At 35.4% G+C, this 21,454-nt stretch carries 18 protein-coding genes and 1 riboswitch; of the genes, 16 read left to right on the forward strand and 2 right to left on the reverse strand.

Features of this window, described 5'->3' with window-relative positions; genetic code table 11:
- The first annotated feature begins 2 nt into the window (after window positions 1-2).
- From argC to CJ739_RS10390, 12 genes are all read left to right on the forward strand, one after another.
- On the forward strand, window positions 3-980 hold the full coding sequence (gene argC / locus CJ739_RS10335; protein WP_117175007.1) for an N-acetyl-gamma-glutamyl-phosphate reductase: 978 nt from the start codon (window positions 3-5) through the stop codon (window positions 978-980).
- A 111-nt stretch (window positions 981-1,091) separates the two neighbouring features.
- On the forward strand, window positions 1,092-1,886 hold the full coding sequence (gene proC, locus CJ739_RS10340; protein WP_117175009.1) for a pyrroline-5-carboxylate reductase: 795 nt from the start codon (window positions 1,092-1,094) through the stop codon (window positions 1,884-1,886).
- A 1-nt stretch (window position 1,887) separates the two neighbouring features.
- The gene (locus CJ739_RS10345) at window positions 1,888-3,033 is read left to right on the forward strand and encodes an aspartate aminotransferase family protein (RefSeq protein WP_117178912.1); all 1,146 of its coding nucleotides are present in this window, start codon (window positions 1,888-1,890) and stop codon (window positions 3,031-3,033) included.
- 106 nt (window positions 3,034-3,139) lie between these two features.
- Window positions 3,140-4,336 carry a glutamate-5-semialdehyde dehydrogenase gene (locus CJ739_RS10350; RefSeq protein WP_117175011.1) on the forward strand — a complete coding sequence of 399 codons (1,197 nt, stop codon included), beginning with the start codon at window positions 3,140-3,142 and terminating at the stop codon, window positions 4,334-4,336.
- Between the two features lie 2 nt (window positions 4,337-4,338).
- Entirely contained in the window at window positions 4,339-5,103 is a 765-nt protein-coding gene (gene proB, locus CJ739_RS10355) for a glutamate 5-kinase (protein ID WP_117178914.1), read from the forward strand.
- The gene (locus CJ739_RS10360) at window positions 5,103-5,531 is read left to right on the forward strand and encodes a GNAT family N-acetyltransferase (RefSeq protein ID WP_117175013.1); all 429 of its coding nucleotides are present in this window, start codon (window positions 5,103-5,105) and stop codon (window positions 5,529-5,531) included. The genes proB and CJ739_RS10360 overlap by 1 nt, the downstream gene beginning before the upstream one ends.
- Window position 5,532: 1 nt before the next feature.
- Window positions 5,533-6,471, forward strand: a complete 939-nt coding sequence (locus CJ739_RS10365; protein WP_117175015.1) for an N-acetylornithine carbamoyltransferase — start codon at window positions 5,533-5,535, stop codon at window positions 6,469-6,471.
- A complete protein-coding gene (gene argB / locus CJ739_RS10370) occupies window positions 6,464-7,246 on the forward strand; it encodes an acetylglutamate kinase (RefSeq protein WP_117175017.1) in 783 nt (260 codons plus the stop codon). The genes CJ739_RS10365 and argB overlap by 8 nt, the downstream gene beginning before the upstream one ends.
- Before the next feature lies 1 nt (window position 7,247).
- A complete protein-coding gene (locus tag CJ739_RS10375; RefSeq protein WP_117175019.1) occupies window positions 7,248-8,321 on the forward strand; it encodes a M20 family metallo-hydrolase in 1,074 nt (357 codons plus the stop codon).
- 273 nt (window positions 8,322-8,594) lie between these two features.
- Window positions 8,595-9,875 (forward strand): argininosuccinate lyase, encoded by a 1,281-nt coding sequence (gene argH / locus CJ739_RS10380; protein WP_117175021.1) that lies wholly within the window; start codon window positions 8,595-8,597, stop codon window positions 9,873-9,875.
- A gap of 16 nt (window positions 9,876-9,891) precedes the next feature.
- The gene (locus CJ739_RS10385) at window positions 9,892-10,809 is read left to right on the forward strand and encodes an alpha/beta hydrolase (RefSeq protein ID WP_117175023.1); all 918 of its coding nucleotides are present in this window, start codon (window positions 9,892-9,894) and stop codon (window positions 10,807-10,809) included.
- Between the two features lie 27 nt (window positions 10,810-10,836).
- Window positions 10,837-11,184, forward strand: coding sequence for an SET domain-containing protein (locus tag CJ739_RS10390; protein WP_117175025.1), 348 nt, complete (start codon window positions 10,837-10,839; stop codon window positions 11,182-11,184).
- A 231-nt stretch (window positions 11,185-11,415) separates the two neighbouring features.
- Here the strand turns inward: CJ739_RS10390 and leuB are convergent, their stop codons facing one another.
- Both leuB and CJ739_RS10400 read right to left on the reverse strand, forming a co-directional pair.
- A complete protein-coding gene (gene leuB, locus CJ739_RS10395) occupies window positions 11,416-12,534 on the reverse strand; it encodes a 3-isopropylmalate dehydrogenase (RefSeq protein ID WP_117175027.1) in 1,119 nt (372 codons plus the stop codon).
- Between the two features lie 54 nt (window positions 12,535-12,588).
- Entirely contained in the window at window positions 12,589-13,764 is a 1,176-nt protein-coding gene (locus tag CJ739_RS10400; RefSeq protein WP_117175029.1) for a 2-isopropylmalate synthase, read from the reverse strand.
- Window positions 13,765-13,912: 148 nt separating this feature from the next.
- On the opposite strand from CJ739_RS10400, the gene CJ739_RS10405 reads away from it, so the two are divergent.
- The 4 genes from CJ739_RS10405 to CJ739_RS10420 all read left to right on the forward strand — a co-directional run bounded on the left by CJ739_RS10405 (window position 13,913) and on the right by CJ739_RS10420 (window position 21,448).
- A complete protein-coding gene (locus tag CJ739_RS10405) occupies window positions 13,913-15,463 on the forward strand; it encodes a hypothetical protein (protein ID WP_117175031.1) in 1,551 nt (516 codons plus the stop codon).
- A 117-nt stretch (window positions 15,464-15,580) separates the two neighbouring features.
- Window positions 15,581-15,703, forward strand: a riboswitch (SAM riboswitch).
- 282 nt (window positions 15,704-15,985) lie between these two features.
- A complete protein-coding gene (thrA, locus tag CJ739_RS10410) occupies window positions 15,986-19,387 on the forward strand; it encodes a bifunctional aspartate kinase/homoserine dehydrogenase I (RefSeq protein WP_117175033.1) in 3,402 nt (1,133 codons plus the stop codon).
- A 94-nt stretch (window positions 19,388-19,481) separates the two neighbouring features.
- The gene (locus CJ739_RS10415) at window positions 19,482-20,648 is read left to right on the forward strand and encodes a trans-sulfuration enzyme family protein (RefSeq protein ID WP_117175035.1); all 1,167 of its coding nucleotides are present in this window, start codon (window positions 19,482-19,484) and stop codon (window positions 20,646-20,648) included.
- Between the two features lie 5 nt (window positions 20,649-20,653).
- Complete coding sequence (locus CJ739_RS10420; RefSeq protein ID WP_117175037.1) at window positions 20,654-21,448, forward strand: PhzF family phenazine biosynthesis protein; 795 nt, start codon at window positions 20,654-20,656, stop codon at window positions 21,446-21,448.
- The last annotated feature ends 6 nt before the right edge of the window (window positions 21,449-21,454 follow it).

Genomic DNA, 21,454 nt, shown 5'->3' on the forward strand with positions numbered 1-21,454 from the left:
AAATGATTCAAGTAGGTATTATTGGAGGTGCGGGTTATACAGCAGGTGAACTAATTAGATTGTTAATTAATCATCCTGAAGTTGCTATTGACTTTGTGTACAGTACATCCAATGCTGGAAATAACATTAGCAGTGTGCACCAAGATTTATTTGGTGACCTAGACTTAAAATTTACCGACACCATTAATCCACATGTAGACGTGTTATTTTTATGTTTGGGTCATGGAAACTCTGTGAAATTTTTATCAGCTAATGCGTTTTCTCAAAATACGAAGATTATTGATTTAGGAAATGATTTCCGTCTTGAAAAAGACAAAGTATTTCATGGCAAAACCTTTGTTTACGGCTTACCGGAATTACAAAGAGACGCCATTAAAAAAGCAAATTATATAGCAAATCCAGGATGTTTTGCAACAGCTATTCAGTTGGCATTATTGCCACTTGCTGAAAAAGGATTGCTAAATAGCGATGTGCATATCAATGCAGTAACAGGTGCTACTGGCGCGGGAACATCATTGTCTGAAACCTCACATTTTCCATGGAGAGATAATAATTTTTCATATTACAAACCGTTTACGCACCAGCATTTAGGCGAGATTAACCAGTCGGTTAACCAATTGCAAAATGGTTTTGATTCAGAAATTTTATTTATGCCAAATAGAGGAAATTTTTCAAGAGGTATTTTTGCAACAGTTTATACTAATTTTGAAGGTAGTTTAGAAGAAGCTAAAGATGTGTTTAAAACGTTTTATAAAGATGCTAAATTTACGTTTGTTTCAGATGAGGTATTGCATTTAAAACAAGTGGTTAACACGAATAAGTGTTTAATCCATTTGCATAAACACAACAATAAATTATTGGTAACAAGTATTATTGATAATTTATTGAAAGGAGCTTCGGGCCAAGCGATTCAGAATATGAATTTAATGTTTGGTTTGGAAGAAATCACAGGGTTGCAATTAAAAGCAACGTATTTTTAAGCCCCACCTAACCTCCCCAAAGGGGAGGAACTCACACGGGTTTCCCCTCCTTTGGAGGGGTTAGGGGAGGAAAATAATTAAAAACAACAACCAATAACCAATAACTATAGTATGAAAATAGCTATTATAGGAACAGGAAATTTAGGAAGCTCAATTGCGAAAGGGCTGATAAAAAATAAAACGTTTACGTCTTTATACTTAAGTGATAAGAATACGGCGGCTGTAAATAGTTTTAATGTGGTGGATAATGTTACTGTTACCAGTGATAATATGTTGGCTGTAGAACAATCGGATATGGTGATATTTGCTTTGCAACCAAAACATATCAATGCGGTGTTAGAAAGTGTTGCTTCTAAGATTACCGCTAACCATGTGGTTATTTCGGTAGCTGCAGGTGTTGATATTGCTAGAATTGAAGGTATTCTAGGGAAAGATAAAAACATCATTCGTGTGATGCCAAATACGGCTATTTCCATTGGTAAATCCATGACTTGTATTGCAGCCAATGACAAAGCGCAAGATAAAGTGGCCTTAGCTCAAAATATATTTAACCAATTAGGAACCACTATGGTAATTCCTGAAGATTTGGTACAAGCCGCAACCGTTATTTGTGCTAGTGGTATCGCATTTTGGATGCGCCTTGTGCGTGCGACAACACAAGGTGCCATACAATTAGGTTTTGAAGCAGAACAGGCACACGAATTAGCTACACAAACGTGTTTTGGAGCCGCAAGTTTGTTACTGGAATCAGGGAGGCATCCGGAGCAGGAAATAGACCGCGTTACAACCCCAAGTGGTTGTACTATTGAAGGTTTAAATGCCATGGAGCACCAAGGACTAAGTTCCGCTTTAATACAAGGTATTGTGGCTTCGTTTGAAAAAATTAATCAAATTAAAAAGAATTAAAATGCCATTATTTGACGTTTATCCATTATATAATGTCACTCCAGTATCTGGAAAGGATATGCACGTTTACGACGATGCAGGAGTTGAATATTTAGACCTTTACGGAGGTCATGCCGTGATTTCTATAGGGCACTCGCATCCCAATTATGTAGAAGCTGTTACCAATCAAGTTTCTAAATTGGGGTTTTATTCCAATGCGATTCAAAATCCGTTACAGGTTGAATTAGCTGATAAAATTGAAAAATTATCAGGTTGTAAAGGTTACGAATTGTTTTTGTGCAATTCGGGTGCTGAAGCCAATGAAAATGCTTTAAAGTTAGCCTCGTTTAAAACAGGGAAAGCACGAGTTATCGCTTTTAATAATGGGTTTCATGGGCGTACATCGGCAGCGGTGGCAGCAACCGATAATAAAAACATTGTAGCACCAATCAATGCACAACAACAAGTCACTTTTTTGGCTTTGAATGATATTGATGGCGTTAAAAGGGAATTAGAAAAAGGCGATGTTTGTGCGGTTATTGTAGAATTTATTCAAGGTGTTGGTGGGTTGGATCAAGGAACTGCCACATTTTTTGAGGAAGTGGATGCGCTTTGTAAAGCAAACAATACCTATTTTATTGCTGATGAGGTACAATCGGGTTACGGACGTTCGGGGAAATTCTTTGCGTTTCAATATTACAACGTAACACCGGAAATTATTTCAATTGCTAAAGGTATGGGGAATGGTTTTCCGATAGGAGGCATTTTAATACATCCAAGTATTGAAGCAAAACACGGCATGTTGGGCACCACATTTGGCGGAAATCATTTAGCCTGTGCGGCAGGGTTAGCGGTTTTAAATACGATTGAAGACGAGAAATTGATAGATAATGTCAATGACATTTCAGCGTATTTTATTAGTATTGCTAAAACAATTCCGCAGATAAAAAATATTAAAGGAAAAGGATTAATGATTGGATTGGAATTCGACTTTGAAGTTGGAGAGCTAAGGAAAAAGCTTATTTATGAGCACCATATTTTCACTGGTGGCGCTTCAAACAAAAAGTTAATTAGAATTTTACCGCCATTAACCATTAAAAAAGCACATGTAAATCAATTTTTTGAAGCACTTAAGAAAACTCTAGAGCCAATAGAAGTTGAAAAATAGAAATTAAGTCCCAAAGACTCAGAGTTGCAAAGCTTCAAAGACTCAAAGCTTAGAAACTTTGTAACTTTGCAGCTTTGAAGCTTAGTAACTCAAAAAAACAAAAAAAATGAATACTTTATTAAACATAGAAACAAGAAACGACGTATTACTTAAAATGGCAGCACTTTTAGATTCTGAAAGAGCCGCTATCATTAAGATTAACAAAGCCGATTTAGATGCTTATGATGGTGCCGATATTTCTATGTACGACCGTTTAAAAGTAGATGATTCCAAAGTAGATGAAATGATTGCTTCGGTAACACATTTAGCAGCACAAAGAGATCCTGTAGGTATTGAACGCTTTAGTTTTAAGCACGACAATGGGATGCAAGTTTACAATAAAACAGCTTCTTTTGGAACGGTGTTGATTATTTATGAATCGAGACCAGATGTGACAGTCGAGGCCGCAGGAATTGCTTTTAAATCGGGAAATAAAATTCTATTAAAAGGCGGAAAAGAGTCTTTAAAATCTAATTTGAAAATAGTTGAATTGTGGCATCAAGCATTGAAAGAACATGGTGCTTCGACCGATTGGGTTGAATATTTACAATTCAACAGAACGGAGACACAGGCTTTTTTAGAAAATCCAACCCAAAAAGTAGATTTAATTGTACCTCGTGGAGGTGAGCGTTTAATTGCTTTTGTTAAACAGCATGCTACGTGTCCGGTAATTATCAGTGGGCGTGGAAATAACTTTGTGTATGTTCACAAAGAGGCCGATCAACAAATTGCTTTAGACGTGATTATCAATGCAAAAACAGCTAAAATTTCAGCATGTAATGCTTTAGATAAAGTGTTAATTGATGAAAATCTACCAAATAAAGAAGCTTTTATTAAAACTTTGATTTCTAAATTAAAAGAATTTAAAGTACAGATTTTAGGTGATGGAGCCATCTCAAAATTTGAAGGTGTTGAAGCCATTGGGTCTGATGATATCTGGTATGAGGAATTTTTAGATTATAAAATTGCTATGGCAGAAATAGATTCTAATGAAGCCACGATCGCTATGATTAATAAATATTCTGGTGGTCATTCATCTTCTATCATCACAACAAATAATGATGTTGCTGAAACTTTTATGGCCAATGTAGATACAGCAGCGGTTTATCATAACGCATCCACCCGTTTTACCGATGGTAGCCAATTAGGTTTAGGTGGTGAGTTGGCAATCAGTACCGATAAATTACACCAAAGAGGCCCTATTGGATTGGAACATTTGGTAACCAATAAATGGTATGTTCATGGCAATGGACAAATAAGGTAAGCATGCAAAAGAAAAAAAGAATATTGCTTAAAGTAGGTTCTAATACCCTTACTAAAGAAACGGATAACATTTCTAGAGGTAAGATTGAAGATATGGCGAATCAAATCGCTCTTTTACAAGATACTTGCGAGTTCATTATTGTAAGTTCGGGAGCTATTGCCGTGGCAAAACAGTTTGTGAAACTGGAAAGCAAAGGCAAAGATATCAATGTGAAGCAAGCATTAGCATCTATTGGTCAGCCGCATTTAATTCGAATCTATCAAGAAATTTTTAGAGAAGCGGGGTTGTTGACGTCGCAGTGTTTGTTGTCGTATTCCGATTTTGAAAGGGAACAAAGCCGAACAAACATTGTAAACACTATTAATGTTTTGGTTAATAATAATTATATTCCAATCATTAATGAAAATGACACTGTGGCAACCGATGAAATTAAGTTTGGAGATAACGATAAATTAGGGGCATTAACAGCGTCTCTTTTAAAAGCAGATTTGTTTATTATTGCGACCAATACAAACGGTATTTATACTAAAGAATCTATGGAGAATGGCACTCCCAAAACTATTGAGTTGGTAGAAGATTTTGAGGCGTTGGCAAAACAAGTGGTGAGTTCAAAGTCGTCTCACGGAAGTGGCGGCATGCAGTCTAAAATTGAAGCCGCTGAAGTAACAAAAAAAGCAAATATAGAAACGTGGATAGTAAACGGATTGGAAGATAATTTCATGGTAAATGCTATGAATAACAAAGTAGCGTTTACTAAAATAATTTGATGGATTTTAAGTTTATTGATATAAAAAATGAATTTTATAAAGAAGCAGTTTCACTAAGGATAAGGGCTTTTTTTGAAGGAATGCCAAATGCAGCAGATTTGATTAATGACAAATTTGAAGCTAAAGGAGTCCATTTGATTTGTTTAAACAACAATAAAGTTATTGGGACAGGAAGATTGAATTTTGAAGAAAATGAATGTGTGATTTCTCAAATGGCGATTGATAAAAGTTTTCAGTACAAGGGCATAGGAGGCAAGCTATTAAATAAACTAATTGAATATAGCAAAGAAAGAACAAATTCTAGAATTACATTAAACGCAAGGGAAACCGCAATATCATTCTATGAAAAATTTAATTTTATAATTATAGGAGACAAATATCCATCAAAAAAGACAACTATTATTCATCAGAAAATGGAACTAAAATAAAATGAAGAATTATACCTCTATACACGATATAGATAATATCCATTCATGGATTGAGGAAGCTAAAGCATTAAAAGCAAATCCGCTTAAGCATATTGATTTAGGAAAACATAAAACCATTGGGTTATTGTTTTTTAATTCTAGTTTGCGTACACGCTTAAGTACCCAAAAAGCAGCGTTAAATTTAGGTATGAATCCTATTGTAATGAATGTTTCTGGCGATGCTTGGGGTATCGAGTTTGGAGATGGCACCATTATGAATGGAAACACCGCAGAACATATCAAAGAAGCTGCGGCTGTAGTATCCCAATACTGCGATATTATTGCGGTAAGAGCGTTCCCAACGTTAACGGATAAAGCAAAAGACGAAAGCGAGCATGTACTTAAATCGTTTGTAAAATATGCCACTGTGCCCATTGTAAATATGGAAAGTGCCACGGGTCATCCGCTTCAAGGGCTTACCGATGCCATTACTATTTCAGAACATGCCAAAACAGTCAAGCCTAAAGTAGTTTTGAGTTGGGCACCACATATAAAATCATTACCACACGCCGTAGCGAATAGTTTTGTACAAGCCATGCAAAAAATGGATGTGGAATTTGTAATAACACATCCAGAAGGGTATGAGTTAAATCCGGAAATCACAGGAAAAACCCCAATAATTCACAACCAAGAGGACGCTTTTAAAAATGCCGATTTTGTATATGTGAAAAACTGGAGCAGTTATAACGATTACGGAAAAGTATTGAACACCGACCCCAATTGGATGATTACAAAAGCAAAATTGGGCAATGCTAAATTTATGCACTGTTTACCTGTCAGACGAAATGTCATTGTTGAAGACGCTGTTTTGGATAGTGATAGCTCTATTGTTATCCAACAAGCCAACAACAGAACTTACGCTGCGCAATTGGTGTTGAAAAAGATATTAGAAAATGGCTAAAGAAAAACTATCCATAGTAAAAATAGGAGGAAATATTATTGAAGACGATGCGTCTTTAAGCGCATTTCTAAAACTATTTGCTAATTTAAAAGGAAAGAAGATTTTAGTACATGGCGGTGGAAAACGAGCTACCAGTATGGCATCAAAATTAGGTATCGAGTCTAAAATGGTCAATGGCAGACGCATCACCGATGCCGAAACTCTTGAAGTTATTACCATGGTTTATGGTGGACTGGTGAATAAAAATATCGTGGCGCAGTTACAGGCATTACAAGTCGATGCCATTGGGTTAACGGGTGCCGATATCAATAGTATCTCATCAGAAAAAAGACCTGTAAAAGAGGTGGATTTTGGTTTTGTGGGCGATGTTAAAAAAGTAGCACACAAGTCTATCGATAAATTAATTCAGGCAGATTTTACACCTGTATTTTGTGCCATAACGCATGATGGTAACGGACAATTATTAAACACCAATGCCGATACCATTACCTCCCAAGTAGCTGTTGGTATGAGTGAACTTTACGAAACATCTATTTATTATTGTTTTGAATTGAATGGTGTTTTAAAAGATATCAACGATAAAAATTCAGTTATAAAGCATATCGATTCTAAGTTGTATTCTGAATTATTAGAGCAAGGCATCATTGCAGATGGCATGCTGCCAAAGTTAGAAAACTGTTTCGATGCTTTAAACCACGGTGTAAAAACCATAAATATGGGAAATACAGCTATGTTAACCCAAGAAAACGATAATTTTACAAGAATAACTCTATAATATGGCGTTACAAGAATTAACAAACAATGCGATTGCACTATTAAAACAACTAATAGAAACACCGTCTTTTTCTTCAGAAGAAGATCAAACCGCATTGCATATTGAAACTTGGCTTAAGCAATATAACATCGATTATAAACGAACAAAAAACAATGTTTGGGCCGTTAACAAGCACTTCGATGCCAGCAAACCAAACATGTTGCTTAATTCGCACCACGATACTGTAAAACCCAATACAGCTTATACAAAAGACCCATTCAAAGCCATTGTAGAAGACGGCAAATTATACGGTTTAGGAAGTAACGATGCGGGTGGTTGTTTGGTGTCATTAATAGCCACGTTTACCTATTTTTACAATCATAAGGATTTAAAGTATAACTTAATTTTAGTTGCTTCAGCGGAAGAAGAAAGCAGTGGTCCGGATGGATTAAACAGTATGCTAAAAATCATTCCTAAGATTGATGTGGCGATTGTAGGTGAACCAACTCAAATGAATCTAGCTGTTGCCGAAAAGGGTTTGGTCGTTTTCGATGCAAAAGTAAAAGGAACGGCGAGTCATGCAGCACATCCAAACGACGATAACCCCATTTATAAAACCATTGAAACATTACAGTGGTTTAAAGATTTAAAGTTTGAAAAAAGCACGGAAGCATTGGGCGATGTGAAATTAACAGTCACCCAAATCAATGCCGGAAAGCAGCATAATGTGGTGCCAGCCGACGTGGAATTGGTCATTGATGTTCGTGTTAACGATGCCTATACGAATGCTGAAATTGCAGAATTTTTACAGAAAAATGCACCATGTTCAAGTATTGTACCTCGTAGTTTGCATTTAAACTCCTCGTCTATACCTGTTGAACATCCATTGGTGCAAGCAGGAATCGCAATGGGCAGAACGATGTATGGGTCACCAACATTATCAGATCAGGCATGGTTGTCATGTAAATCTTTAAAATTAGGGCCAGGCGATAGTCCGCGCTCACATTCAGCAGACGAATTTATTTATTTGCATGAAATAGAAGAAGGGATTAAAATATATGTTGAATTGTTGAATCGGGTTATAATTCCTGCGTAGGCAGGAATCTCTTTTTGTAAAGTAGTTAGGAAATGAATGTCACCCTGAGCGTAGTCGAAGGGTCAACAAAATAATAAGAACTGTTAGGTTTTTAAAATTGACAGTTGAAAATAAAAAAACCGAAACGGTTTTTAAATTAAAGTATTAACAAAAAATAGAAGGTAGGGATTTCTGCCTTCGCAGAAATAATTCCTGCGTAGACAGGAATCTATAAAATATCAGTAAAGAATAAAAAGATTCCCGCTTTCGCGGGAATGACAAAAGATTATATTTATGAAACTCTGGGATAAAGGCATATCAATCGACAAAAAAATAGAGCAATTTACTGTTGGAAACGATAGGGAAATTGATATTCATATAGCGAAATACGATGTAATAGCATCAAGAGCTCATGCTAAAATGCTTCAAAAAATTGGCATTCTTACAGCCAACGAATTGATCGAGCTATTAGGAGGTTTGAAAAAATTAGAAACCCAAATAGATAACGGCACTTTTGTAATCGATCCACAGTTTGAAGATGTACATTCTAAAATAGAGTTTGAATTGACTAAATCGTTAGGAGAAGTCGGTAAAAAAATCCACACGGCGCGTTCTAGAAATGACCAAGTTTTAGTAGCGTTGCAATTATATTACAAAGAGAATTTAGGCATTGTAAAACAGAAAACGCAGACACTTTTTGAAACCCTTTTAGGTTTAGCAGACACTTATAAAGATAAAGTGCTTCCTGGATACACACACCTTCAAGTGGCAATGCCATCATCTTTTGGGTTGTGGTTTTCGGCGTATGCTGAGGTTTTAATAGACGATGTGTATTTGCTCAATGCAGCCCTACAAACCGTCGATCAAAACCCTTTAGGTTCTGCTGCGGGGTACGGAAGTTCGTTTCCAATAGATAGAGAATTTACCACTAAAGACATGAATTTTGCAACCCTAAAATACAATGTGGTTGCGGCACAAATGAGTCGTGGTAAAAGCGAACGCACCATTGCTGCCAGTTTAGGGAGTTTATGCAACACTATGGGGCGCTTTGCTATGGATGTGTGTTTGTATATGAGTCAGAATTTTGGTTTTATTTCCTTTCCAGATGAATTAACTACGGGTAGTAGTATCATGCCACACAAAAAGAACCCAGATGTTTTTGAATTGATTCGTGGTAAATGTAATAAAATACAAGCGCTACAAACCGAAATGCTTTTAATAACCAATAACTTACCAAGTGGTTACCACCGTGATTTTCAGTTGTTAAAAGAAAACATGATTGCTGCTTTTGAAGATGTCAAAGACATTTTAGATATTTTCAATTTTTCGATTCAGCAAGTTATTGTGAAAGATGTTGATGTCAATAATGATTTGTACAAATACCTTTTTACGGTTGATAATATTAACACGCTTGTTGTAGAAGGTCAAAGTTTTAGAGAAGCGTATCAAAAAATTGGAGGTGAAGTACAAAATGGAACATACAAACCTGATACGTCTAAAAAACATACCCATATAGGAAGTATTCATAATTTGTGTTTAGATAAAATTCGGGCGAAGTTTCCTGTTAAAAATTAATTTAAAAGGTCTAAGCATGGCTGTTAAAAATATATTTTTAATCCTTAGTTTCTTTTTTATTTTGATTCATGGCTCTGCTCAGAATGATATAATACCATTATGGAATGGTGATATTCCGAATAGTGAAAAGTCAGATGACAAAGAAATTGTTAAAAAAACTGACGCAACCATGATTTTACTGGTGCAAACACCTACTTTAGAAGTGTTTTTACCAACTCCAATGAATGCCAATGGAAAAGCAGTCGTTATTTGTCCAGGTGGGGGATATCAACATTTATCTTATGATTGGGAAGGTACAGATATAGCAAAATGGTATAATTCTAAAGGGATTGCGGCATTTGTTTTAAAATATAGATTACCAAATTCAAAATCGGTAAAAATATCTTATGAAGCACCTTTGCAAGATGCACAACGTGCTTTAAGAATAGTTCGTTCACAATCGGAGAAATGGCATGTAAATCCAAACAAAATTGGCATTATGGGGTTTTCAGCTGGTGGTCATGTTGCTTCTACTTTAGGCACTCAATTTGATAAACCAAACAATTTTAAAGGGACTACAATTGATACCATTTCAGCACGACCAGATTTTATGATATTAATTTATCCAGTTGTAACCATGAAAATGGATTACACACATACAGGATCTCGATTGAATTTATTGGGTAAAAATCCATCGGATGCATTAATAAATCAGTATTCAAATGAATTACAGGTTACTGAAAATACACCTCCAACGTTTATAGTACATTCTACTAATGATGGTGTTGTACCTGTAGAAAATAGTTTGAACCTATACAAAGCTTTGAAGGATATAGGTATTAAAACGGAAATGCATATTTACCCTGAAGGTGGCCATGGCTATAGTTTAGCTTTAGGAAGAGGTTATTTGCAAACGTGGCCTGACAGATTGTTTGATTGGTTACAAAGTTTTTAATTTCTTTATAGATAGCCTATATTTATTATGGTAGAAGTAAAACAATCGCCATTACACGGAAAAGGTGTTTTTGCAACGCGACATATTGCTAAAGGCGAACTATTAGTTGCAAGCCACATGGCGCTTATTCACGTAAATGAAAATTTGCCAGAAGTTTTGGCAACCCTTCAGTTTCCTTGGACAGAGGAATATGATGCTATTTGTATAAGTGATGCGGGGAGTTTTTTTAATCATAGTAGTCAACCGAATGCGAAAGTTGACGAGCGTGATTTTGATAACCTAATCCAAACATTTGTAGCAAAAACAGATATTGTGAAGGGCACTGAAATTACCATTTATTACAACGATGCTTTTGAGGATTTTGTTAATCTTTAATTTAGAAAACTACTTTGAAATAATTAAGGGCCATTAGTCTGTTGTTTATAATGAAATAGTTTTTTTGTGTTAGGGATTGCTCATGCGCTCTATTATACGCTAGCAGATGCGAAGTCTCCCGACTTCGCACAGCAACTACCAAATAAAACATATTAAAAAAGCGCACTTCTTAAAATGCGCTTTTATGGACTATCCCGAAAGATTTTAAATTTTGGTGACTAACTCAAATAATTAAATGATTGTGGACTGCCCTAAATGTATGTTGGTAAAGTTTAAATTGGTTTCATCTGGATTGTTTATAAAATCTTCAATGAAATCGCCAACTTTTGTGGTGGTAATGTTATCGTACTTCGTATTTAAATCGGGTGTGGTAATATGTAGTTTTAACGATTTATCTACACCTTCTCTTACTAATGCTGCTTCGTCATCCAACCCAAAATGGTCTAACAACATGGCTGCTGCCAAAATGGATGCTATAGGGTTTGCAATGCCTTTGTTGGCTGCTTTTGAGTAAGCCCCATGTATGGGCTCAAACATAGCGTGCTTATCTCCTAAAGACGCCGAAGCTAATAAGCCAATGGAACCTACAATGACGCTGGCTTCTTCCGATAAGATGTCGCCAAACATGTTTTCGGTTAAAATAACATCAAATTGTCTTGGATTCATGATGAGCTCCATAGCGGCATTGTCGATATACATAAAATGCAATCGAACATTTGGGTATTGCGGTGCTAATTCTTGCACGACTCTACGCCATAATCTGGAGCTTTCTAGAGCATTGGCTTTATCAACCAAGGTTAATTTGCGTTTTCTGGATTGGGCAGCCTTAAATGCTAAATGGGCGATGCGTTCAATTTCTAAACGAGTGTATTCGCAAATATCGGACGCTGTATTGCCGTCGTCGCTTAATTTTTTTTCACCAAAATAAATGCCTCCAGTGAGTTCGCGGTAAATAAGAATATTGGTATTGCTTATTTGTTTTTTCTTTAAAGAAGATTTATTAAGCAAATCTTCGTAAGCAATTACAGGCCTTATATTGGTATAAAGACCCAACGATTTACGTAATCGTAAAAGACCTTGTTCGGGTCTTATTTTGGCGTAGGGATCTAAATCGAACGCTGCATTTCCTATGGCACCGAATAAGATAGCATCGGCATTTTCACAAATGCTAATGGTTTCTTCTGGCAACGGATTCCCTGTTTTTTCTATAGCACTAGCACCAACTAAAGCGTGTTGAAATGTAAATACATGGTTAAACTCCATAGCAATAGCTTTCAAGACCTTTTCGGCTTGTGCTATGACTTCTGGACCTATGCCATCGCCTGGTAAAACGGCTATATTTAATTTCATATGTAAATTTTTTTCATTCTCGCGAAAGCGGGAATCTTTTTATTTATTAAGCTACTAAGCTGAAATAATTTCCTTATATAATTTACTGTTCTCTATAATGTAATGAATATCGTTATCATCAACTTCTTTCTTATTATCGGCAAAATCCAAGAAATTTAAATAGATTTCATCCAATTGAAGTTTCGTTAATTCGTATCCAACATTCTTTGCTCTATATGCTAATGCAGCACGCCCACTTCTTGCGGTTAACACAATAGCGGATTCGGTGACGCCAACATCTTTTGGATCTATAATTTCGTAAGTTTCACGATTTTTAATCACACCGTCTTGATGGATTCCAGAACTATGGGCAAAGGCGTTAGCCCCAACAATAGCTTTGTTAGGTTGCGTATAAATACCCATACTTTCTGATACCAATTGGCTAATACCATAAAGCATTTCTGTTTTGATACGGGTATCTAAATTTAAATATGGGTGTTGTTTTAAAATCATCACGACTTCTTCTAAAGCGGTGTTTCCTGCACGCTCACCAATACCGTTTATGGTACATTCAATTTGGCGGGCACCATTAATAACACCTTCTATGGAGTTGGCTGTTGCCAATCCTAGATCGTTATGGCAGTGACATGATAAAACAGCCTTTTCAATACCTTTTACGTTTTCTTTTAGATATTTAATTTTAGCACCATACTCGTGTGGTAAACAGTAACCAGTAGTATCTGGAATGTTTAAAACGGTAGCACCGGCTTTAATAACAGCTTCACATATGCGTGCTAAATATTCGTTATCGGTTCTTCCAGCATCTTCAGCATAAAATTCTACATCTTCAACAAAAGATTTTGCGTAACTTACCGCCTTAAAAGCACGGTCAAGAATGGCGTCTCTATTTGAGTTGAATTTGAATTTTATATGAGAATCAGAGGTTCCAATTCCGGTATGTATTCGTGGAGTTTTAGCGTATTTTAATGCTTCGGCAGCTACTTTTATATCGTTTTCAACAGAACGGGTTAAACCACAGACTGTTGCATGCTTAACAATTTTAGAAATGGCTTCAACCGATTTAAAATCGCCAGGACTTGATACAGGGAAACCGGCCTCAATAATATCAACACCTAACAAATCAAGCTGTTCAGCAATGATTAATTTTTGTTCAGTGTTTAGTTTGCAGCCTGGGACTTGCTCGCCATCGCGAAGCGTAGTGTCAAAAATTTGGACGTTAGTATTAGACATTTAATAAAATAAATTTTTCTTTTGTATTACGAATGTATATTTTGGTTTCCTTAAATGATAATGCAACTCACTTTTTTTACGATGTTTAACTTGAATATGGTTTAGTTAAATAATTGAAAATCAAATTTTTAACAAGGTTTTTATAACTATGACAAAAGAGCAAAAAGATAATTTGTTTGTATTGGTAAAGTCGCTTTCTAAGTCTGAAAAGCGCCAATTTAAACTTTATGTTGGACGATTAGGAGTTAATGAAGATTCAAAATTTTTGACGCTTTTTAATATTTTAGAAAAACTTTCGACTTACGATGAAGCTGCAATTCTTAAAAAAGGGATTGTAAAAAAAGAGCAGCTATCTAATTTAAAAGCGCATTTGTACAAGCAAATTTTAATTAGTTTACGGTTAAACCCGTCGCATCAAAATGTGAGAATCCAAATCCGCGAACAGTTAGATTTTGCAACCATTTTATACCACAAAGGCTTATATAAACAAAGTTTAAAAATATTAGATAAGGCCAAGAATTTAGCCATTGCCAACGAAGAAAAGAATGTGGCATATGAAATTGTTGAACTGGAAAAAGTTATAGAATCCCAGTATATTACAAGGAGTTTAAGTAATAGGGCCGATGAGTTGTCCATACAGGCCAAAGAGCTAAGCCAACAAAATGTCTTGGCTAGTAAATTATCTAATTTATCGCTTCAATTGTACGGTTTGTTTTTAAAAACAGGCTATGTAAAAAACGATAAGGAAAGTAAACGTGTTATTAAATATTTTAACGCAAGACTTCCAAAATATGATATAAACACCTTGGGTTTCCGAGAAAAATTGTGGCTATACAAAGCCTATTTATGGTATAGTTTTTTAACGGTTGATTTTTTGTCTTGTTATAAATATGCCACAAAATGGGTGGAACTTTTTTATGAGAACAAGGATCAAATTATGTTAAATCCAGTCTTTTTTTTAAGAGGAAACCACTATTTGCTTGAAGCTTTATTTTATTTAAGACACTACGAAAAGTTTAAAGAGTCGTTAATACGATTGGAAACCATTACTAAAGAGAAATGGTTTCCTTTTGATGATAATATTGATGGTTTAGCGTTTCTCTATGTTTATAATAATAAATTCAATCTTCATTTTATGGAAGGTAGCTTTAAGGAAGGTTTACCGCTAGTTGATGAAGTTTTACATCGGTTAAAAGATTATAGCGACAGGATTGATGAACATCACATTATGGTGTTTTATTACAAAATAGCGAGTATGTATTTTGGTGCCGGTGAAAATAAAAAGTGTATTCAATATTTAGAAAAAATAATAAGTAACAAAACCCTGCAAATGCGAGAGGATTTATTATGTTTTTCAAGAATATTGAATCTGGTTGCGCATTATGAAGCGGGAATGGACTATAATTTAGATGTGCTAATTCGTAGTACCTATAAGTTTTTAATTAAAATGGAAGACCTGTATGATGTACAAAAGGAGTTTATTAAATTCTTAAGAGGTTTGGGTGATATTTATCCAAATGAAGTTAGAAACGAGTTTATTAAACTTCATAAGAAACTTAAGGAATTTGAACACGATCCATACCAAAGCCGCGCTTTTTTGTACTTAGATATTATATCGTGGTTAGAGTCTAAAATTGAGAATAAACCAATTGCTTTAGTCATTCAAGACAAATTTCATGGTATGCGTTCTAACAAGTAAGATTTAAACAAAATAGCTAAAAGCTTAAATGTTTTTAAAAAATTTATTGAAAAAAATTAGGATTTTAACTTTTTCTAACTGAATATTTGCATTCACAAAGTTCAATAACTTACTGAAATGTTATCAAGAAAGGTGGAGGGATTAGACCCTGTGAAACCTTAGCAACCCTTTACCTGTAAAGAAGGTGCTAAATTCTACCCAGTTCTGGATGGTTTTCAGAATGATATGGATAGATAACCAAACAAAATTGCTTACGGTAATTTTTATTTCTTTTTAACATTTTTCTATTAAGTACATCTAAACAATGTTGTGTTGGACTAATTTTGTAATTGAACTCGTTTAAGCTTTTTAGATTGAAGCGAAAATCTGTTATTTTGTGCTCGATTGAAGGCTTTTTTGAGTTGCATAGCAGGGCTACGGAAGGAAGAAAAGACTAAAAGCGAGTGCGAAAGGACAATTTTTTAGCCAATTGTGAAAGGTTTAAATGAGTTCATTAATAAATAAAAAAATAGAAAACGTATTTTGAATATCAATTTACAACATATCATCATCAAAGATTACATTACGGAAAGCAACGTATCTATTTCTGAAATCAAATTAAGCTATCAGCTATTTGGTAAGGCTTTAGGAACCGCACCTGTGGTATTGGTTAATCATGCGTTAACAGGGAATAGTAATGTAGCTGGCGAAAATGGCTGGTGGACTGATTTGGTTGGTGATGATAAAGTCATCGATACCAAGCTCTATTCAGTTTTGGCTTTTAATATTCCGGGCAATGGGTTTGATGGTTTTGTTATTGAAAACTATAAAGATTTTGTAGCACGCGATATTGCAAGCATCTTTCTAATGGGTTTAAAAGCGCTGAACATAGATAAGTTATTTGCACTTATTGGAGGCTCGTTAGGTGGTGGTATTGCTTGGGAAATGGCCGTTTTAAATCCAGATATTACCGAAAATTTGATACCTGTCGCAACCGATTGGAAATCGACGGATTGGTTAATCGCCAATTGCCAAATTCAAGAACAGTTTTTGTTGAATTCCAGAAATCCGGTGCATGATGCCAGAATGCATGCCATGTTATGTTACCGTACTCCAGAATCATTTAATAAGCGTTTTCAGCGTTCCAAAAATGTAGAGTTGGAAATTTTTAATGTGGAGAGTTGGTTACTGCATCATGGTAATAAATTACAGGAACGTTTTCAGCTTTCAGCTTATAAGTTGATGAATCAGTTATTAAAAACGATTGATGTTACCAAAAACAGACCAACCGATTTTAATGTACTGGAAAACATACACGGTAACATTCATATTATTGGGGTTGATTCCGATTTATTTTTTACAGCCGAGGAAAACAGGCAAACACATAAGCAATTGGCAGTGTCAAATCCCAATGTGACTTACAATGAGATACATTCGGTTCATGGGCATGATGCCTTTTTAATGGAGTACGAGCAATTAGAAAAAATAGTAGAAGGCATTTTTGTGCCAAGTTCTAAAAAGAGACGCATGAAAGTATTAAAGTTTGGAGGGAAATCGTTAGCAAACGGCGATGGATTGAACACCGTTATTTCAATTATTGAAAATAAGGTAAAAGAAGGCGAAAAGATTACGGTAGTGGTTTCGGCAAGAAGCTCTGCAACCGACGATTTAGAAGATATTTTAAACAAAGCAGCCAAAGGGCATCCTTATAAAGAAATTTTACAAGTATTTAAAAATTACCAAACGGAACCTTTAAAGGACATTGATTTTTCCAAAGAATTTTCAATTTTAGATAAACTCTTTGAAGGTGTTAGTTTATTGGGCGATTACAGTGAAAAAACCAAAGATGAAATTTTAGCACAAGGCGAATTGCTTTCAGTGAAACTTATTTCAGCTTTATTAAATAAGAAAGGCATAAAAGCGTCTTCGGTTGATTCTAGGGAATTAATTAAAACCGATGGATCTTTTGGTAATGCACAACCTATTTTACAATTATCGAAAGATAACGTCAAGACCTTTTATAAAAATAGCGGTAACGATGTTGTAAATGTTGTAACAGGGTTTATTGCTTCAAACGCTAAAAATGAAACGACGACGTTGGGTAGAAACGGTAGCAATTACACGGCTGCATTACTCGCTAATTATCTAGATGCCGAAGAATTACAAAATTACACACACGTAAATGGTATTTATACGGCCAATCCTGATTTGGTTGAAGATGCTAAAAAAATAAGAGAATTATCATTTAGTGAAGCCAATGAGTTAGCAAACTTTGGAACCACGGTTTTACACGCAAAAACCATCATTCCATTAGTTGAAAAAAACATCAATCTTCGTATTCTAAATACCTTTAATCCTGAAGATGAAGGGACTTTGATTACAGCGAAACCAAATTCTAAAGAAGTCACCTCTTTATCGGTTTTAGACAATGTGGCATTATTGAATTTAGAAGGCCGTGGTTTGTTAGGGAAAAGTGGTGTAGATGCCCGAATTTTTGGTGCATTGGCGAAACATAATATTAGTGTTAGCATTATTTCCCAAGGGTCTTCAGAACGCGGTATAGGGTTGATAATTAATGACGATCAAGCCACCCAAGCGGTTATTGCTTTAGAGCGTGAGTTTGAAAACGATTTTTATTCACAAGATGTCAATAAAATCGGTGTAGTTGACGATGTATCGGTTATTTCCATTATTGGTATTGAATTGAGTTCATTCCATAAGCCATTCAACGCCCTTATAAAAAACCAAATAACACCATTATTATTTAATAATACGGTTACTGGAAAAAATGTGAGTTTGGTTGTTAAAAAGGATCAATTGCATAAAGCCATGAATGTGATTCATGGTGAGATTTTCGGAATTTCAAAAAAAATAAACATTGCCATTTTTGGTCACGGTGGCGTGGGTAGTGCCTTAATTAATCAGATTTTAAAATCGAAAGGCGATATTGAAAAACGAAAAGGAATTAATTTAAACGTGTTTGCTATTGGTAACTCTAAAAAACTGCTTTTAAACAAAAAAGGTGTAGATGGAAATTGGAAAGAAGCTATAAAAGCATCGCAGTTAGAAAGTTCTATAGAAGATGTCATTGCCTTTGCAAAAACACATCATTTAGAAAATTTAATAGCCGTAGATAATACAGCAAGCCCAAGTTTTCATAATAATTATGTGCCGTTGGTAGAAGCCGGTTTCGATTTGGTGTCATCAAACAAAATAGCCAATACGATTTCGTATCAGTTTTATGACGATTTACGAACCCAATTAAAAGAGCATAATAAACAGTATTTATACGAAACAACAGTTGGTGCAGGTCTGCCTTTAATTGATACCATTAAATTATTACACGAATCGGGTGAAAATATTACCAGAATTCGAGGGGTGTTTTCAGGAACTTTAAGCTATTTATTCAATAATTTCTCTGTACAGGACAAACCGTTTAGTACCATTGTACAGGAAACTATAGGTAAAGGTTTTACCGAACCCGATCCAAGAGAAGACTTTTCAGGAAATGACGTTGCTAGAAAATTGTTAATTTTGGCAAGAGAGCTGGATTTGCAGAATGAGTTTGAAAATGTTTCGGTTCAAAATTTAATCCCTGAAGCTTATAGAAATATTTCAGTAGCCGAATTTTTAAGCCAACTGAATGTTTTGGATGAAGAGTTCCAAAAGATAAAAAAAGCTCAAAAACCGGGTTATGTTTTGAGATATATTGGCGATTTGTCGGGTGATTTATCAAAAGACAAAGGGAATTTAGAAGTGAAATTAATATCCATTCCTGGCGATAGTACTTTGGGTCAAATAAAAGGAAGTGATGCTATTTTTGAGATATTTACAGAGTCATACGGCGAGCAACCTATAGTCATTCAAGGCGCCGGAGCAGGATCGGAAGTAACTGCTAGAGGCGTTTTTGGCGATATATTAAGATTGTCTAAACATATTAATTAATTCCCGCGCAGGCGGGAATCTTTTAAAACAATAACACGGATTATTTAAGAGTAAAGCATTTGTGAATTTGTGGAAAAAAATAAAAACATGCACGATGAAAGAAAAACAATTTGAAACTTTAGCTATAAGAACGCAGTCTGAAACCACCCAATTCTCAGAGCATTCGGTACCTTTATATTTAACATCAGGATTTGTTTTTGACGATGCTGAGGAAATGAGGGCGTCTTTTGCTGAAGAAAAACAGCGCGACCTGTACAGTCGTTATAGCAATCCGAATGTTAACGAATTTGTAGATAAAGTTTGTATAATGGAAGGGGCAGAAGCTGGTTTTGCTTTTGCAAGTGGTATGGCTGCTGTATTTTCAACATTTGCAACATTATTAGACGCAGGCGATCATGTGGTGTCATGCAGTTCTGTATTTGGAGCTACCCATGGTCTGTTTACGAAATACTTTCCAAAATGGAACATTGAGTACTCTTATTTTAATGTCAATGAGGTTGAAACCGCAGAAGGATTAATTAAACCGAATACCAAGTTTCTTTATGCAGAAACACCAACCAACCCAGGGGTTGATGTGTTAGATTTAGAATATTTAAGCGCCATTTGTAAAAAACATAATATATTGTTGGTAATTGACAATTGCTTTGCGACACCATATTTACAAAATCCTATAAAGTTTGGCGCTGATTTAGTGATTCATTCAGCCACCAAATTAATGGATGGACAGGGGCGTGTGATGGGAGGAATTACAGTTGGTAAAAAAGAACTGATTCGAGAGATATATCTGTTCTCAAGGCTCACAGGTCCCGCAATGAGTCCTTTTAATGCGTGGGTATTATCAAAATCTTTGGAAACCTTAGCTGTTAGAACTGAAAAGCATTGTGAAAATGCCTTAAAATTGGCAACATATTTAGATGGACATCCTAAAGTAAAATGGGTGAAATATCCATTTTTAAAGTCCCATCCTAAGCACGACATTGCAAAGAAGCAAATGCGATTAGGTGGGAATATTATAGCGTTTGAGGTAGAAGGTGGTCTAGAAGGTGGGAGATCCTTTTTTGATTCAATTAAAATGTGTTCGTTATCCGCTAATTTAGGAGACACAAGAACTATTGTAACCCATCCGGCAAGCACGACACACGCTAAAGTTGAACCAGAAGTGAAAGCTGCATCAGGCATTACGGATGGTATGGTACGTGTCTCCGTAGGATTGGAGCATATCGATGATATCATTGCAGATTTAGAGCAAGCTTTAAGTTAATTAAAATGAGGATTTTTACTGTAGATTCATTTACAAATAAGGCTTTTAAAGGAAATCCTGCGGCTGTTTGTGTTCTGGAAGAAGGTCTTTCAGATGCGAAATATATAGACATTGCTCAAGAAATGAATCTTTCTGAAACTGCTTTTGTGTATGAAGAAAATGGGCGCTACCGACTTAGATGGTTCACGCCAACCCAAGAAGTAGACCTTTGTGGACATGCTACACTTGCAACGGCCAGAATTCTTTTCGAGAAATTCAACGTATCTACAGACGTTCTTGAATTCAATACTAGAAGTGGGCTGTTGACGGTGAAAAAAAAGGGTAATCAGCTGGAAATGGATTTCCCTTTGGGCAAAACACAAGCTATTGAACCAGAAGATGCTTTATTGGAAACATTTTTAAGGGAAAAACCATTAGCTATTGAAACAAATGACGATTGGTGTTTGGTTGAGGTCAACCACAGCGATACTGTTAGAAATTTATCCCCTAAATTTGAACTACTACTAAAGCACCAAAAAAAGAAATTTATCATCACAGCCAAATCTTCTGATGTGGAATATGATTTTATTTCAAGGGTATTTGTACCAGATTTCGGTATAGACGAAGATCCTGTTACTGGTTCTGCACATTGTTACTTGGCAAATTATTGGAGAGGGAAACTGTCTAAAAACACACTCATAGGCTATCAAGCTTCAAAGCGTGGTGGTATGGTAGCATGTGAGGTTTTAAATAATGATAGGGTGCTTTTAAGAGGGGATTGCGTGGTGATGTCTGAATTATTAATTGAATGGAATAATTAATTACCT

The organism is Mariniflexile sp. TRM1-10, from assembly GCF_003425985.1.
In the GTDB taxonomy this organism is placed as follows: Bacteria; Bacteroidota; Bacteroidia; order Flavobacteriales; family Flavobacteriaceae; genus Mariniflexile.